The sequence below is a fragment of the Butyricimonas sp. Marseille-P3923 genome (assembly GCF_900184685.1).
In the GTDB taxonomy this organism is placed as follows: domain Bacteria; phylum Bacteroidota; class Bacteroidia; order Bacteroidales; family Marinifilaceae; genus Butyricimonas; species Butyricimonas muris.
Window position 1 is genome coordinate 612035 of record NZ_FXXL01000006.1, and the last position, 13649, is coordinate 625683.

Sequence of the window (13649 nt, forward strand, 5' to 3'; positions counted from 1 at the left end):
TACAAATCTCATAGTATCTATACAAGTTATTCCAAAATTATACTATTCTCGTTTCTTCCATCGTCGCTTCACCCAAGCCACTGCTATCGAACTCACGATTCCTCCCACGATACTAACCATGCCGGCAAACAAGTGATCTGCCACCTGCGACAACACCGAGTTAAAACTCAACGTTGTAAACATTCCTATCACAAAATAATCCATACAATTGAAAATTGAAAGTTAAAAACAAAAAGGCTCCAGCCGCCCCAAAACGAAGCCCCGTGCGGCTGGAATCACCCAATCTAAAATCAGAAATCAAGAAATCAGTAAGCTGTCCGACGCCCTTCTCCCGTTTTTCAACGTGGCAAAACAATACACCTTCACGTTCGTGTTGTCCCACTCTTCCGGGAGCGCACAACTCGTGCTGCCACTCTCGCCACGCTCTCTCAACGCCACTAATCTCGCCCGTCCCCGTGTCGTCTCGTACAATACACCATACACCTTGTCCTCCGCGGAAGCGTACCCGTCCTCCTCTTCCTGTACTTCCTGCGTGAACTGGTACTTCTTACTCTCCTCGTCGTACGTTACCGTTACCTTCGGCGGATTCACCAACCCGGTAGCTACCAGCAATTTCTCAAAATCTACTGTCGCCACGTTCTTCTCGTCCACCGTTACGGCTTTCTGATTCGACGCCACGAACGCATTCGACGTCGTCCCCTTCCCGATCCCCACGAAGCCTTTCTGCACGATCGGCAATAGACTCTGGGATAGCTGTACTAACGTTTTCATCCTCGCCCGCTGTGCCAAAGCCTCTGGCGTCGGGTTATCCTTCCGGGAGAATATCTTCGCCTTCGCGATGTTCTTCTTCCTCGTGTAACACAACGTGATGTTACCTACTGATTTTCTCGCTTTACCTAACAAATAAGAATTAAATTCTGCCATAAAATAATTGAAAATTGAAAGTTGAAAATTGAAAATGAACTCCTCCCTCAACTTCACGAACCAAATAATATAAGGTAATTCAGCTCTCCCTCTGTTTATAGAGGGAGTACGGCGAAGCCGGGAGGGAGTTCAATCTAAAATTTAAAATCTAAAATCATAAATCATTCCCTCAGCGCGGATTCCAACGCCGGTCCCGGGTCGATTTTCCTTGTCGTGATAGCCGAATGTCCCACCACGTCTTTGATCGGGTAATATTCTTCCAGCACTTCGCATACCTTCATCAATGCTTGTACCTGTACCCTCGTGTAACGATGCCAGTAAGTTAATTTCCCGTTCGAGTCATGGGTGTAAACCTCCTCCGGCGGAACACTCCGTCCACACTCGGCAATAAACAACCCTTCACGTAACCGCAATAACCCGAGATTATCCAGTTCGATCCCTATGGAATAACGATTCAGTCCCGAACGCCCCGCGTACCAACTCCGTCCGGCATGCCACGCCTCCGTGTCAAACGGCACCAGTTGAATAATCTTACCCTCCCGCCCGATCACCAGATGTGCCGAAGCGTTCACGTCAGGCCTTGTCAGATAGATTGCGGCAGCCTCGCTACCCGCCGCAGCCGTGTAATGCAATACAATCATATCCGGCCCTACAAGTTTACGCGTGTTTTTGGCGCACACCAGATGACTCACCCCGTCTCCCACCAAACGGTGGTTGACAATTGAAAATGGAGAATTGAAAATTGAAAATGAACTCATAAATCGTAAATCTAAAATCAAAAATTAGAAGCGTTTTTTTCCCGTGAAGGCTTGCACGATTTTCTCCCCGCTTCTCCCCATCACGTAGCCGCCTAACCCGATCTCCAACAAATCCCAGAATCGGGAGGTGTCATCAAGTATCGGCAAACTCACGAATGTTCCCACCAGCACGATCACCGCGAACGTTAACATCACCATCGGGCGCCACGATCGTTGCAACCACGTACCCCGGGCTTCCTCTACCAGAACTGCCGACCGGGCTTCCATCACCCGTTGTTCCCACTCCACGAAAACACGCGTCAAATCCGTTTCCAGTTGTTTCTTCTCCCTTGCCGGGAGTGTCAGGCGGTCGACCACCTCGCCAACCGCACTGACCACACCCTTTACTCCTTCCACCACCTGAATCCCGCGAGAATACTATTCTTTACCTCTGCCTCGAAGTAAAACTTCTTGTTTCCCATTCTCCGCACGGGGATAGCAAACAATTTCTCGTAACGGCGCAAAGTATTAGCAGAGATACCCATCGCCTTGCAAACTTCCGCCGCGGTCATCAACCTGTGCGACACGTTCGCCGCCGTTTCTATCGCCAACCGAACCTCTTGCCGGTACTCTTTCAGTTGCCGCAGCAACAATAGGGACATTTCTCCCCCTTTTTCATTTTTGTTAACTACTCTTGCCATGTTAATTGAAAATTGAAAGTTGAAAATTGAAAATGTAAATCACTAAATCAGAAATTACTGAATCAATAAATCATAAATCTTAAATTCGAATGTATTGGCTCGTCGAATACGCCTTCCCCTCTTTCTCCCGGAAAAAGCAATACACGTGTGCTGCCGTACCCCGTTTCCTTTCCAGCCGGAATGTTGCTTTCCCGTCACCTCTCGTTGCCCCGTCGATTTCAACAAACACGGGCGTGAAAGAACGATTCCCGTACAGCACGACCACCACCAGACTATCATCCACCCGTGCCGAGGGCAAGTTAGGACCATTCTCCCATGTCAACGTCACGGTATCATCATCCCCGACCATCGCCGACAAATGATCCACCTTTTGCATCATACCCACGGCCAATTGCAAGCGGGAGAAATCGCCAATCTTGCCATCCGGACGGAAAACCATCATGTTTACCTTCATAAAAAAATTGAAACCGTTCACTCCCGATTCTCCCACCGCCACTTTCCACGCATCCCGGAGGACAGTTTCCACCAAACATTGATAAAAACGGGTCGCCACTCTCAGACGAGAACGATTTTCCTGCTGTTGCAAAGTGTTCGCGTCAAGATACCCCGCGGGCATACTTCTCACCCGGCTCGTCCGCCCAACCCGATAAAAAATAGCGTTTCCCACTTTCCCTTGAATTGTACTGTTCGTTATTGCCATATTCGTTTATTTTTCATTTAACGATACAAAAATAACTCGCCATACAAGCGTCAACAACTCTATTTTCCCTTTGAACGAAACGTTCTTCCCCTTGTCACGAAACTTCTTCCCTTTTGATTACCTCGTGCCCACCGCCACACGAATAAAATAACACATTCTCATGAAATACCCTCCAACTAACACCGCAATCCCCTTTCACGCCCGCTTCACTCCCGGTACAAAGACGCCCGTGAGCGGCTTTGCACCGACTTTGTACCGGCTTTAAAGCGTCAATATTCCCTTTTCTCCACGGGATTTTTCCCCATTTACAACGGAATTCCCTATAATGAATATTTACTCTATCACCTTCCAATCATCCACGGTCCCCGTTTCGGAAGAGAAGCTAACCCCGACACGATGCAATAGACGACAGTCATTCAAGTAAGGCAAAGCGTATCCCTTCTCCTCTATCTGGTGCAAAGCTTCATCCGCCGTTCCATCCAACTTGAACTCGAAGATATAAACGTGAGCGTCCGTCTCCACGATGCAATCCACTCGCCCCTCGCTCTGCTGCTTCTCCGTGTACACCGTGTAGACACTCACTAAACGCATCAACAAATAGAAAGTATAATGAAAATAACGCTCCCGTTCCCGCTCGTTCTCCTTGCGGCGCATCGTGTAAGGAATGTCGCTCAAGAACGAGGTCAACAGCACCCGAAATTGTTCCGTGTCGCCTGCCTCCAGCGCATCCACCACGTTCAGTACCCAGTTGTTCACGCGCACTTTCGGTTTCAAGTAATCCGAGGCTATCATTGTCAGAAAACCACTTTTCACCTCGTTGTTCGGGAAGTCAAGCAAAAACGTGTTGCGACGCACGTTGTAATCCTTTATCGTGAGATAACCGCTTTGGTAGATCATCGGTAATGGCTTCTCCACGTCTGCCTTGTAATCCACGAACTCCCGCGGATCGTAATATTGACCAGTCAACTCATCAAGATTCTCTCGCGCATGATTCAACAAGCGAATCAAGTAAGTCGGCGTACCGCTCTGGAACCAGTAATCCTGTATTCTCATCGAATCGAAAGCGTTCAGCAAACTGAACGGGTTATAGACATCCACCAACTCTTCGCCAAAATGATAACCGTCATACTGACGTTTTAACAATTGTTTAATCTCCTCGACACCATACTTCCTTTTCGCTGCCATAGCAACGATCGCCTCCGCGAAATAGCTTTCCAACTCCTCTTGCGTGATCCCGCAAAGCGTTTCGTAACGCCCGTCCATGCTGATGTCTTTCGGTTGATTAAAACCGCTGAACACGCTTACTTGGGAAAATTTCGTCACCCCTGTCAAGAAAACAAATTGCAAGTGCTCATCGGCTGCCTTGAATACAGAGTAAAAACCTTTCAGGATTCCCCGGTTACGGTCTTCTAACAACATCCGGTTCCCGTCGACCTCCGTTTCTAACCGGGTATCAAGCACATCAAGGATCGGCTTGTCATACTCATCGATAAGCACCACCGCACGACGTCCCGTTCGCTCGTGTACTTCCGCCAACACTCGAATGAAACGTCGTCCTCTGTCGAGGGAATTGTCCGGCACTATCTCTAAATCACGCTCCCAACCAGAAATATATCCTTCAATCACATTTTCCAACGCACCTCCCTCAGTGAAATCACTTCCGTTAAAATCAATATGAAATACCGGATAAGTGAACCAATCTTTCTCCAGTTCGTCGATCGCCAACCCCTTGAAAAGTTCCTTTCGACCAAGAAAATAATTCTTCAAGGTCGATACCAACAAACTCTTCCCGAAACGACGGGGACGGCTCAAAAAATAAATTTTTCCCCCTTTCACGAGAGAATATATCATCTCTGTCTTATCCACGTAGACATAACCGTCCTCTATGATCTGGTCAAAGCTCTGCATTCCTATCGGGTACTTCATAGCCAAACTACTTTTAAGGTTATTATCACAAAGATAGTACAATATTTTCCTCGTCCCAACTCCTCAAAATATTTTAATCTTTGGTTGTAATCCACGACCGGGGTTCCCCGCCAGTGGACTCATTCCCCGGGCGGGTTTATACTAATAATTAAAAATTACTCTTTATCCTCTTTTTTATCCAATCGTTTGGACGTGTCCTCCAAAATATTAAACACTTCAGTCAACTCTTTCCGATAGGGTTTACTGACGGGTATCAGTTTTCCACCGACACGGACTACCGAAGTGCCGAAAAAAGCGTCAACGTGAAGCAAGTTTACAAGATAGCTCTGGTGTACCCGGGCGAAAAATTGCCACGGTAATTTACGTTCCAACGCTAACAAGGGACTTGTTACCGTGAGCCGGGTACCGTCTTTCAAATAAACATGACAATAACTCCTCGATGCCTCCACCAAAAGGATGTCGACATAAAGGTATCTCTGGCGACACTCGCCATTCAATATAAAAAGCCCGTTATTGATTCTACGGGCTGGCCTTACAGGTGCCGATACACCTCGTGCATTCTTTTCCATATATATAGATTTATGCCTTCGGAAAGAAGCACCGGCGGGTACCCGACTATCTTTTGTCCAATTTACCACTTTAGTTCACGCCACTCGTCTCGATTTTCTGGACGGATAAACGCTACTATTCACCAACTTGCCCAGTATTTGTTCCGGCTTATCCGTCAAATAATCTTATCACACGCTTATTATGTCATTCACTCCACTGTTTAAAAATGATGAACGAGGCCACCAATTCCAACTACCACGATCATTTATTTAAACTTAATCCTAGGGATCCTTTATCGGGTATTTTTCCCAAACTTCTTGCCCCCTGATCTTCCTGAAAAAAAAACTCTAACGGAAATACTAATACCACTATTTGCTTCGTCGGAGAGAGAAATATATACCCTCCCGGTTGAAAACTATTTTAGATACTTTTTTCAAGCTCTCACGACCGACAATCTACCCGATCACGAGCCAGTAATAAATCTCTTTCTTCTTCTCGTTGATCACTATTCCCCCGGGAATAACCATGTCCCCATTCCGGGGGTAATTCCCCTTTCTTGTTATATAGGTAACAGTCTTCTGCATACTTACTTGCACCGGCTACCAACACGTACAATTTCATGCCTTTATCCCAACCCGTGTAAGTTACATCTCCCCAAAATGGAATAATAGTGTTAACCACTAGTATTGGGTAATGACCTCGCTTGTTAAAAAAAATTCATAATAGAGTTATAATCTATCATCAAATCAATCCCTTCCGTTAGCATTCCTTCCGAAGGAGTTGGAACAAGTACAAACAAACTCGTGTCTTGCACATCACAAATCTCTATCGCATTTTGCTTAGCGAAATTCAAAAGCGTGTCATAAACACTTTCTGCTCCCATTTCTTTTGAGATAAAAAGATTATACGTGAAATCATCCTCATCATTTACTCTTGATGAATCATAAATCACTCTTTTATGCCCCGAGTCGAGAAATGGCTTACTACTTTCACCCATATAAAAATGGGAAAAAAGCGAATCATTCAATTTTACTCGAAGTTCTTCTGTCACCTTTATTCTTTCTTGCCCGTGATTAATACCTGTATATAAAAAATCCACATCAAATGATGAACGAAGCAATCTCTTCCTATTACCTCGATCATTTATTTAAAACACTTCCGAGGGGGATCTGTAGCCAGGCTTTATCTTGGTAGTGAACGTACCACATGGAGGATATATTCTCTTTGGCTTCGTTGGTTTTTCTATCAGTTCTTTTTGATCTCTGATTTTTCCGAGGAAAAAGTCTTTGACGGAAAATTTCATTCTCGCAAGTGCATCAGGCTTGGCAGAAGAGGTTTCCCAAATTTCAGTTATATTAATCTTTTCTTTCATCAAGAAATTGAATGTTTCTTTCACCCATTTTTCCGGCAACAGGTTATAGATATGTTTTTCAATCTCGAAAGTAACAGTAAAAACTTTCCCCTCCTTATCAAAATAAACATATATCCAAAATCTTTTATCAGCAAAAATGCTCGTGTCTTTCAAGCTGTGCTTAAGTTCCCTCGTGAGCACTTCATTTTTAATTTGCTTCAACCATTTCTTTCGAAACTCCTCGTGTTTAGAAAATAGCTTACCATCATCAGAAGACAAATACCGAAAAAGTAAAGTACGATCTTCTCTCATATTTCGATTCGAAATGTACATAATAACGGTAGAATCACTATACCCCCCTAGAGATTCTATTAAAAACTCTTGCGCTTGCATGATAAAGCCAAAACAGCAAAAGCTTATAAGTAATATTATTTTTTTCATAATTCAAAATATTTATAGTGAGTCTCCTACAAAAGATTTCAAAAAGCTTGGATTAAAGTCAGGATAAAAAGGAAGATTATAACGCTCATAAAGAGGATCATTCCATTTTTGTACGTACTCATTAAATTTTGGAACACCTAAAAAAAACAAGTTCCCGCAACTAAGACTAACAAGCCATGCATTATATTCTCCAAATTTTTCAAAAGCTCGAGGATACCATGTTGGTGAATGTTCTCTTTGAGCACGTCGTAATTCCCAAATATCCCGTAGAACTCGAGCTTCGAATTCTATGTTCTTTGTCGCATATCTCATCACCTCGTAACCGTAATTAATATCCTGTGCGACGTGCAGAATTTCTTCCAGTACCAGTTCATCTTCGATGAAGATATCACTTTGAAATTCAATACTAGAAAAATCATATGCAGCGTAACTACTTAATTTTGAATTCATTTTAAACATTAAAGCTCCCCTATTCTGCATAATATTTGATATAACAGCATCTAATTCAGGGTATTTCATTTCCAAACTATACAAACATTCTAATAAATATTGCTTTTGCATAGGTGTCAGTGGTGACGTGGGAGCGATAATGGCATAATATTTTGTACCCGATGGGCGAAGCAGATTTAACTCACTCTCCGTTGATACCTCCGATATAGAATCCTCTAATAGTGATTCCTGGCAACTTGTAAACCACAAAATGACCAAGAAAATTAATAGTATTCTTTTCATAAGCATTTCAATATTTTATTTCTCTTTAGCCGTATTTCATTGAATCTACATAACCATTAATTCATTTCCCTACCGCTCGTTTCATCAAATCAAAGCCGTCGACGGCGTAAGTTCGTTGGTTATTGAAATCGTAACAAGAGGGATCAAACTTTTCATTCATCGCCATGTTATACAATTCTTTCAATATTTTGGCGGGCAGTTTCACGTAAACCGTGGAGGACGCTACAAACTGCACGGTCAACACGTTGCCATTTGCATCGATGTAAAACGTTACCCACAGCCCGCCGCCTTCCGTCTCTCCAACTTCTTTCAGTATTTCTTTCAATTTATCCGTCATCAATCTTTTCGCGCACTTGTTACGCCATTCGGCACGTTGCTCGGTCTTCTTTTTTTCCTTCGACAACGAGGCTAGTTTCTCGGGTTCAAACATCTCCCCGAACAACTTGTTAAAGTTTTTAATCCTTATTTCAAACGAGTCCCCGTCGTCAATCGGTTTTGATTCAAACCGCTGGGCATACACTCCCGTGATACAGAAACAAATTCCCAGCAATAACATAATTTTCTTCATAGTCTTAAAATTTAAAGGATTATTGGAGCACGAAAGAGGGTGAATCCACCCTCTTCGTTTGCTCTCTTTAATTTATCACTTCCGTGTTAATAAAGACTTATTTCCGCGATCCCCGAGTAATAGAATTCCATGTAAGATCCCGCGCTAACTGTTAATCGTACATACCGGTATTCGGAGTCTTTCACTTCTTTCGAGAACGGGACATAATTGATCTCCCCGTTACTCCTTCCCAGCGGATTTTCCTCCACGTACGTGGCATTCACCCAATGAACTTTGTCTTTAGAAAGCTTAATGATGATCTTCTCTGGGGCAACGGAATTCTCTCCCGTCCGGGAAAATTCTCTCTGCACCAAACGAAGTCCATTTAACTTTTCCAACTTATTCAAATCAAGCGTAAATTCATACGTCGTGAACTGGGACAAATAAATAGGATTCCAACTCGTGGCATAATCACCGTCCGTCAAATTTTCCAATTCGGAAGAAAATCCCTCCTTATCTTCAGGAACCAGGGTAATCTTCAATCCGGTCAAATCGAGAGGGGTTACCTCCGGCTGGACATTCGTGTTTTCTTTCTCCACAATATAACTCTTGCTAACGGTACGGTAATGCTTATTGTACCGGTCCACGGTCAAACCATTTAACTCATGCAATACATCTAATGCAAATTTCGAAGCCGCTGCTTCAGCGACAGTACTTTGCCCGTACTTCACATTGGTCACGGCTTCGGGCAAAAGATAACGCCGACTTCCTAGTACCAACTTTTCCAAATTCGGCAAGTTCAAAATATCATCGAACGAACGAATTGACCAATCCAAATAGAGCGTTTTCACGGTATCTGCCCATTCCTCCGGAATCTCGTCATCAAAACCGTACTGGCGTTTCATTTCCTGTTTGAAGTCCGCCTCAAATATTCTAGCAGAAGAATATTCATACGGTTCAAAGTCAATCACGTCTTCGCAACCCGGCAACTTTCCCCTGCGAGTCAAAATGATTGGTTTCGAAGGATCAATCTCGTCCGGCAACAACAAATAAAGTTTATTGACAATTTGCTTGGTCAATTCAAAGTTTCCCAACGAACCGTCCTTTTTCGTGTAGCTCAATCCCGCCTTTTCCATATTACTCTGCCACTGGAGAAAATAAAGAATCAAACGATTTTTTATCACGTACGACTTGGAAATCACACGATTGAACCCTAATACCTCTTCATGGGCATACGTGTAAGGACGAGCGAAAAGGGAAGTCACGATAGAGGAATTGCCATTCACGTCCACCCCGCTCACGGAAACTTCATAATTACCATCTTCCAATTCTTTCCCGTTTATACTCCCAATACTATATTCCGTGGTCCCGCGCTCCAACAACACGGAGTCCGTCACTCCCCCTTGCGCCCATTTCACCTTTATATTCCGAATAATAGGATCAATATTATTCGCCCACGTTACAATCAAGCGTTTCCAACCCGGTTTTACCAGAAGATCAGTACATTTACCTATATAACGGATCTCCCCGTTGCCCGAATAATCCTTGTACGTGTCTTCCAAACTTTCATTCTGGCAGGCGGACACGCATACAAGTATTCCGAGTAAAATTCCTATATATCTATTTATTTTCATAATCAATTCGTCTTGTTTGTGTAAACTTCTAATTCATGAAATTGAACATAGTTGTCAACATTCTCATATTTCGCAAAACTAGTAGCATCGGCAGTAGCGAATACATCGTTAACAACAATCTTCAGATAGCGATATCCATTCTCTCCTTGAACGTACATCGGGACTAAAATTTCCATGAATTCCGCCTCCGCAGCTAATAATGCTTTTTCATCGAGTTCCTGATACTGCATCGTATTCCAACTATAATTACACCATCTATCAGTATATGGATACAATCTTTTTTCTTGCTTGAACGTTCCCAACTCTTCCCATCCTTCCAAGCGATTCATCTCTTCGTATGAAGCCGGTGCTTTACCGTCATCCTTTATCCCGTAAAGTGTTACTTCACAAGGCAATTCATTTTCATTGTAAACATTACAGAGACCTCCCATCCCGCCATTACCCGAATCATACCACGTCGGTCCCGCCACATTTTTGAGCATGGAGTAAAAACGGGTAGAAGCCACTATCATGTTCTGTTTCAAATCCAGATACATGGGGTGCGCATATTCTCCCGCTCCATAAGGTCCTGCCAAGAACGAACAACATTTATTCCGGTTCCCGGGTTGAAAGCAAACCAACCCTTTCGTGTCCCCGTCGAATAAATACTCCACGCCCAATTTATCTATCGGGTCTTCAATGGAATTGTCGCAATAGAAAGAAAAATCCTGGGGCATTAGTTTAGTCATCTCGTATTTTTCCACGTCCGTCCACGTCCGCTCGTCCACCATGGAACCGCGGAAATCTTCCACCCGGAGAATCACCGTGTACGTATCCACGTCCTGTTTAATCTGGTAATTAACCTCCTCAACTCCGGTCGTCTCTTGCAACAAGAAACTGGTCATCAAAATCGTATCGGGCAAATTCGTCACCGGGTCGTAACCGAGATAGAACACGTGAGCCATACCCGTGGTTTCCGGCGGATTATTGTACCGCAACGTGAAACCTCCCCAGTTCGAAAGCACTTTCACGTTTTTTATAAACGTCACGGGACCGGAATCAGCAGTACTGAACGTCACGTCAAACGGCTGGGATTCCCGATCGTCATAATAACAAAAACTTACCTGGGCGGGAATATTGCTTGTCGCTTTATTAAAACCGACCAGTTTCACGGAATCGCAAGTACTGCTGGCAGCCCGAAGCATATCTTTCCCGTATTCATCCTTGTAACGCACCCTAATCCCGACAATACCCGGATCCTCAGGAAGGATATAGTGCATGACGGCTCCCCCGGACATCGGTTTGAACGAGAAAGCGTTATCCGGCAATTCGGCAACAACAAATCCCGACTTATCATCATCACAAGCCCAAAGCCCTATAATCAACAACAATAATAATATATTTCTCATAATTGCCTGTTTATAAAATTTACAATTTAATATAGCAAATCCTACATTATCCGTTACCACCCCGGGTTTTGCACGATATCGGATATCTGAATGTCCTCCGAACGTATCGGTGTGAAATAATCCTTGGGAGCTTCAAATTTACGCTTCTTCCACACGATCATCGGTTGGTCGTAATCGCAATAAAAACCTCTCTCCGTGGAAGACAACACGTTCCACCCGTACTGCGGGGCGTTTAACTCCTCCGGGGCAGTCATCCAGCGGCGCAAGTTCCAGTAGCGGCGTCCCTCGAAAGCGAACTCGATATTCCACTCCTGTTGGATAATTTCGCGCATACCGGCTTTCGTGGTCACTTTATCGGGATTCTTCGCATAAGCCTGCCAGGCTTCGCGCACCTCAAGAATTCCTGCGCGGGTGCGCACCTTGTCCAACGGATCATAAACCCGGTCATCCGGCACGTCCAGGTATTCATTCCACGCCTCGGCGGCAGCCAGATAAAGTTCCGCCAAACGGAATATATATCTCGGATTTTTAAGACTGTTTTTCAAAGCTGTATGGTAATTTCTGAATGGTATGTCCGAACTCAACCATTTCTTGATCCAGTAACCAGTAATATTCTGGGGCGTAGATTCGTCATACCGTTTCAGTTTCGTACCCAACACCTCGTTCTGCCTTACCTTGATATCCACTCCCTTGTACGTCACCTCACCTCCGGTAGTGTAAGCACGATACCATTGCGAGCGATCCGCGGCAATCATGGCGTAGAAACGAGGTTCGCGGCGACGATGCAAGCTCAACACGTCAACACCTAAAGGCAACACGTCACGGTATTTCTCGTCCGCCTCTTTACTCATGCTATACTTGGAAGCTACCCATTGTTTATCCTCGGTAATGGGAACCCCGTGTTCGGTGTAAAACATCTCCACCATTTTCATCGGGGCTCCCAAACACCCGTAACTAGCCGCATCATAATACCCATCAGATTGGGAAGGCGAGTACACCAGCGTCATACTCGTCAGGTAATCATAGCTATCCGAGTTATTAACGGTAAGGATTGATTCTTTACTGGAATAACCGTCACCGATCCACGTGCGTTCGATATCCATCAGCTTGTTGAGCAACGGAGAGGGAGCGCTACCCGTCCCGGAGATTAACTCCTTGCCGGCAGCTTTACAAATAAGAAGTGCCGTATCGCACGCCAAGGCAGCCCTTTTCCATTTCTCCTTGTCGTAAGCCGGGAAAAGCTTTTCCCCGTTTCTATTCACGAAATTTTGCAGGGAAGCATTACCGTTAAACAAGGGAGAGGCCGCATAGAGCAACGTCAGGGCTTTCAGCGTGACAACAGCCTCCTTGTTGAAGTAAAGCGAATGATCTGTCGGTTTGGCACTCATATAAGGTAACTCGCCCATAGCCTCGTCACACAATTTCACGATGGCATCCACGCACTCGTCTATCGGGCGGCGGGATTGTATCATTTCCTCCATACTCACGTTAGCATCGATATTCTTATCCACCAGAACGATCGGACCGTAACGGCGCATCAGGTCAAAATAATAAAACGCCTTCACGGCTTTCACCTCAGCTTTCCACAAGGCTTTCTCATCGGCTTCCATATTATATACCCCATCGATATGTTCTAGGAAGATATTGCAATAACGAATAGCCGCGAAATACTGGTTCTTATGCCAGACATTACAATAGGGTGATTGTGCCATTTGTAAACCGTCACCGATAAACAAAGCAGGAACCAAGCCTGCATTCTTCGTCCTGACATACTCTGCCCCACAATACTCGTCCGCCCCCAAGTATGCCGGATTTCCCGCTGATTCCGCCACGTTTACAGTTAGAAAAACATAGCAGGATTTGAGCCACACTTCAGCGTTTTCACGTTTTTCAAAATCAGTTTCGATCGTTTCGATATCATTATCCGGAACAACATCAAGGAACCCGCTGCATCCGGTCAGAAAAACGAAACACGCGAACAATACATTATACCATAATTTTTTCATCATCATATCTGTT

16 protein-coding genes are annotated in these 13649 nt (G+C 44.5%); all 16 read right to left on the minus strand.

What is annotated here, in order from left to right; translation table 11 throughout:
- Positions 1 to 42: 42 nt before the first annotated feature.
- The 16 genes from CS948_RS21645 to CS948_RS08430 all read right to left on the minus strand — a co-directional run bounded on the left by CS948_RS21645 (position 43) and on the right by CS948_RS08430 (position 13639).
- Entirely contained in the window at positions 43 to 204 is a 162-nt protein-coding gene (locus tag CS948_RS21645; protein ID WP_176554979.1) for a hypothetical protein, read from the minus strand.
- 93 nt (positions 205 to 297) lie between these two features.
- Positions 298 to 924, minus strand: coding sequence for a DUF6266 family protein (locus CS948_RS08360; RefSeq protein WP_099291854.1), 627 nt, complete (start codon positions 922 to 924; stop codon positions 298 to 300).
- A 161-nt stretch (positions 925 to 1085) separates the two neighbouring features.
- Positions 1086 to 1682, minus strand: a complete 597-nt coding sequence (locus tag CS948_RS08365) for an N-acetylmuramoyl-L-alanine amidase (protein ID WP_099291235.1) — start codon at positions 1680 to 1682, stop codon at positions 1086 to 1088.
- Positions 1683 to 1706: 24 nt separating this feature from the next.
- Positions 1707 to 2081: a 3TM-type holin gene (locus CS948_RS08370; RefSeq protein WP_099291236.1), complete on the minus strand. Its 375-nt coding sequence runs from the start codon at positions 2079 to 2081 to the stop codon at positions 1707 to 1709.
- A complete protein-coding gene (locus CS948_RS08375; RefSeq protein ID WP_141560910.1) occupies positions 2066 to 2362 on the minus strand; it encodes a MerR family transcriptional regulator in 297 nt (98 codons plus the stop codon). Before CS948_RS08375 ends, CS948_RS08370 begins: the two co-directional genes overlap by 16 nt.
- 79 nt (positions 2363 to 2441) lie before the next feature.
- The gene (locus CS948_RS08380) at positions 2442 to 3062 is read right to left on the minus strand and encodes a DUF6266 family protein (RefSeq protein ID WP_099291238.1); all 621 of its coding nucleotides are present in this window, start codon (positions 3060 to 3062) and stop codon (positions 2442 to 2444) included.
- 333 nt (positions 3063 to 3395) lie between these two features.
- On the minus strand, positions 3396 to 4988 hold the full coding sequence (locus CS948_RS08390; protein ID WP_099291240.1) for an ATP-binding protein: 1593 nt from the start codon (positions 4986 to 4988) through the stop codon (positions 3396 to 3398).
- A 155-nt stretch (positions 4989 to 5143) separates the two neighbouring features.
- Entirely contained in the window at positions 5144 to 5557 is a 414-nt protein-coding gene (locus CS948_RS08395; protein ID WP_099291241.1) for a LytTR family DNA-binding domain-containing protein, read from the minus strand.
- A 421-nt stretch (positions 5558 to 5978) separates the two neighbouring features.
- Positions 5979 to 6218, minus strand: a complete 240-nt coding sequence (locus CS948_RS21465; RefSeq protein ID WP_141560911.1) for a hypothetical protein — start codon at positions 6216 to 6218, stop codon at positions 5979 to 5981.
- Between the two features lie 25 nt (positions 6219 to 6243).
- Positions 6244 to 6636: a hypothetical protein gene (locus CS948_RS08400; RefSeq protein ID WP_141560912.1), complete on the minus strand. Its 393-nt coding sequence runs from the start codon at positions 6634 to 6636 to the stop codon at positions 6244 to 6246.
- Between the two features lie 48 nt (positions 6637 to 6684).
- The gene (locus tag CS948_RS08405; RefSeq protein ID WP_099291243.1) at positions 6685 to 7329 is read right to left on the minus strand and encodes a hypothetical protein; all 645 of its coding nucleotides are present in this window, start codon (positions 7327 to 7329) and stop codon (positions 6685 to 6687) included.
- Positions 7330 to 7341: 12 nt separating this feature from the next.
- Complete coding sequence (locus CS948_RS08410; protein WP_141560913.1) at positions 7342 to 8061, minus strand: hypothetical protein; 720 nt, start codon at positions 8059 to 8061, stop codon at positions 7342 to 7344.
- 61 nt (positions 8062 to 8122) lie between these two features.
- On the minus strand, positions 8123 to 8629 hold the full coding sequence (locus CS948_RS08415; protein ID WP_099291245.1) for a hypothetical protein: 507 nt from the start codon (positions 8627 to 8629) through the stop codon (positions 8123 to 8125).
- An 86-nt stretch (positions 8630 to 8715) separates the two neighbouring features.
- The gene (locus CS948_RS08420; protein WP_099291246.1) at positions 8716 to 10242 is read right to left on the minus strand and encodes a DUF4998 domain-containing protein; all 1527 of its coding nucleotides are present in this window, start codon (positions 10240 to 10242) and stop codon (positions 8716 to 8718) included.
- Positions 10243 to 10244: 2 nt separating this feature from the next.
- Positions 10245 to 11630 carry a DUF4959 domain-containing protein gene (locus CS948_RS08425; protein WP_099291247.1) on the minus strand — a complete coding sequence of 462 codons (1386 nt, stop codon included), beginning with the start codon at positions 11628 to 11630 and terminating at the stop codon, positions 10245 to 10247.
- Between the two features lie 53 nt (positions 11631 to 11683).
- On the minus strand, positions 11684 to 13639 hold the full coding sequence (locus CS948_RS08430; RefSeq protein WP_255301920.1) for a RagB/SusD family nutrient uptake outer membrane protein: 1956 nt from the start codon (positions 13637 to 13639) through the stop codon (positions 11684 to 11686).
- Positions 13640 to 13649: the final 10 nt, after the last annotated feature.

What these genes read in the sequence shown, in the direction of transcription:
- CS948_RS08420 (WP_099291246.1), bottom strand. Translation starts at nt 10,242, where the DNA reads ATGAAAATAAATAGATATATAGGAATTTTACTCGGAATACTTGTATGC.
- CS948_RS08410 (WP_141560913.1), bottom strand. Translation starts at nt 8,061, where the DNA reads ATGAAAAGAATACTATTAATTTTCTTGGTCATTTTGTGGTTTACAAGT.
- CS948_RS08360 (WP_099291854.1), bottom strand. Translation starts at nt 924, where the DNA reads ATGGCAGAATTTAATTCTTATTTGTTAGGTAAAGCGAGAAAATCAGTA.
- CS948_RS21645 (WP_176554979.1), bottom strand. Translation starts at nt 204, where the DNA reads ATGGATTATTTTGTGATAGGAATGTTTACAACGTTGAGTTTTAACTCG.
- CS948_RS08375 (WP_141560910.1), bottom strand. Translation starts at nt 2,362, where the DNA reads ATGGCAAGAGTAGTTAACAAAAATGAAAAAGGGGGAGAAATGTCCCTA.
- CS948_RS08380 (WP_099291238.1), bottom strand. Translation starts at nt 3,062, where the DNA reads ATGGCAATAACGAACAGTACAATTCAAGGGAAAGTGGGAAACGCTATT.
- CS948_RS08365 (WP_099291235.1), bottom strand. Translation starts at nt 1,682, where the DNA reads ATGAGTTCATTTTCAATTTTCAATTCTCCATTTTCAATTGTCAACCAC.
- CS948_RS08390 (WP_099291240.1), bottom strand. Translation starts at nt 4,988, where the DNA reads ATGAAGTACCCGATAGGAATGCAGAGCTTTGACCAGATCATAGAGGAC.
- CS948_RS08430 (WP_255301920.1), bottom strand. Translation starts at nt 13,639, where the DNA reads ATGATGAAAAAATTATGGTATAATGTATTGTTCGCGTGTTTCGTTTTT.
- CS948_RS08405 (WP_099291243.1), bottom strand. Translation starts at nt 7,329, where the DNA reads ATGAAAAAAATAATATTACTTATAAGCTTTTGCTGTTTTGGCTTTATC.
- CS948_RS08395 (WP_099291241.1), bottom strand. Translation starts at nt 5,557, where the DNA reads ATGGAAAAGAATGCACGAGGTGTATCGGCACCTGTAAGGCCAGCCCGT.
- CS948_RS08415 (WP_099291245.1), bottom strand. Translation starts at nt 8,629, where the DNA reads ATGAAGAAAATTATGTTATTGCTGGGAATTTGTTTCTGTATCACGGGA.
- CS948_RS08425 (WP_099291247.1), bottom strand. Translation starts at nt 11,630, where the DNA reads ATGAGAAATATATTATTATTGTTGTTGATTATAGGGCTTTGGGCTTGT.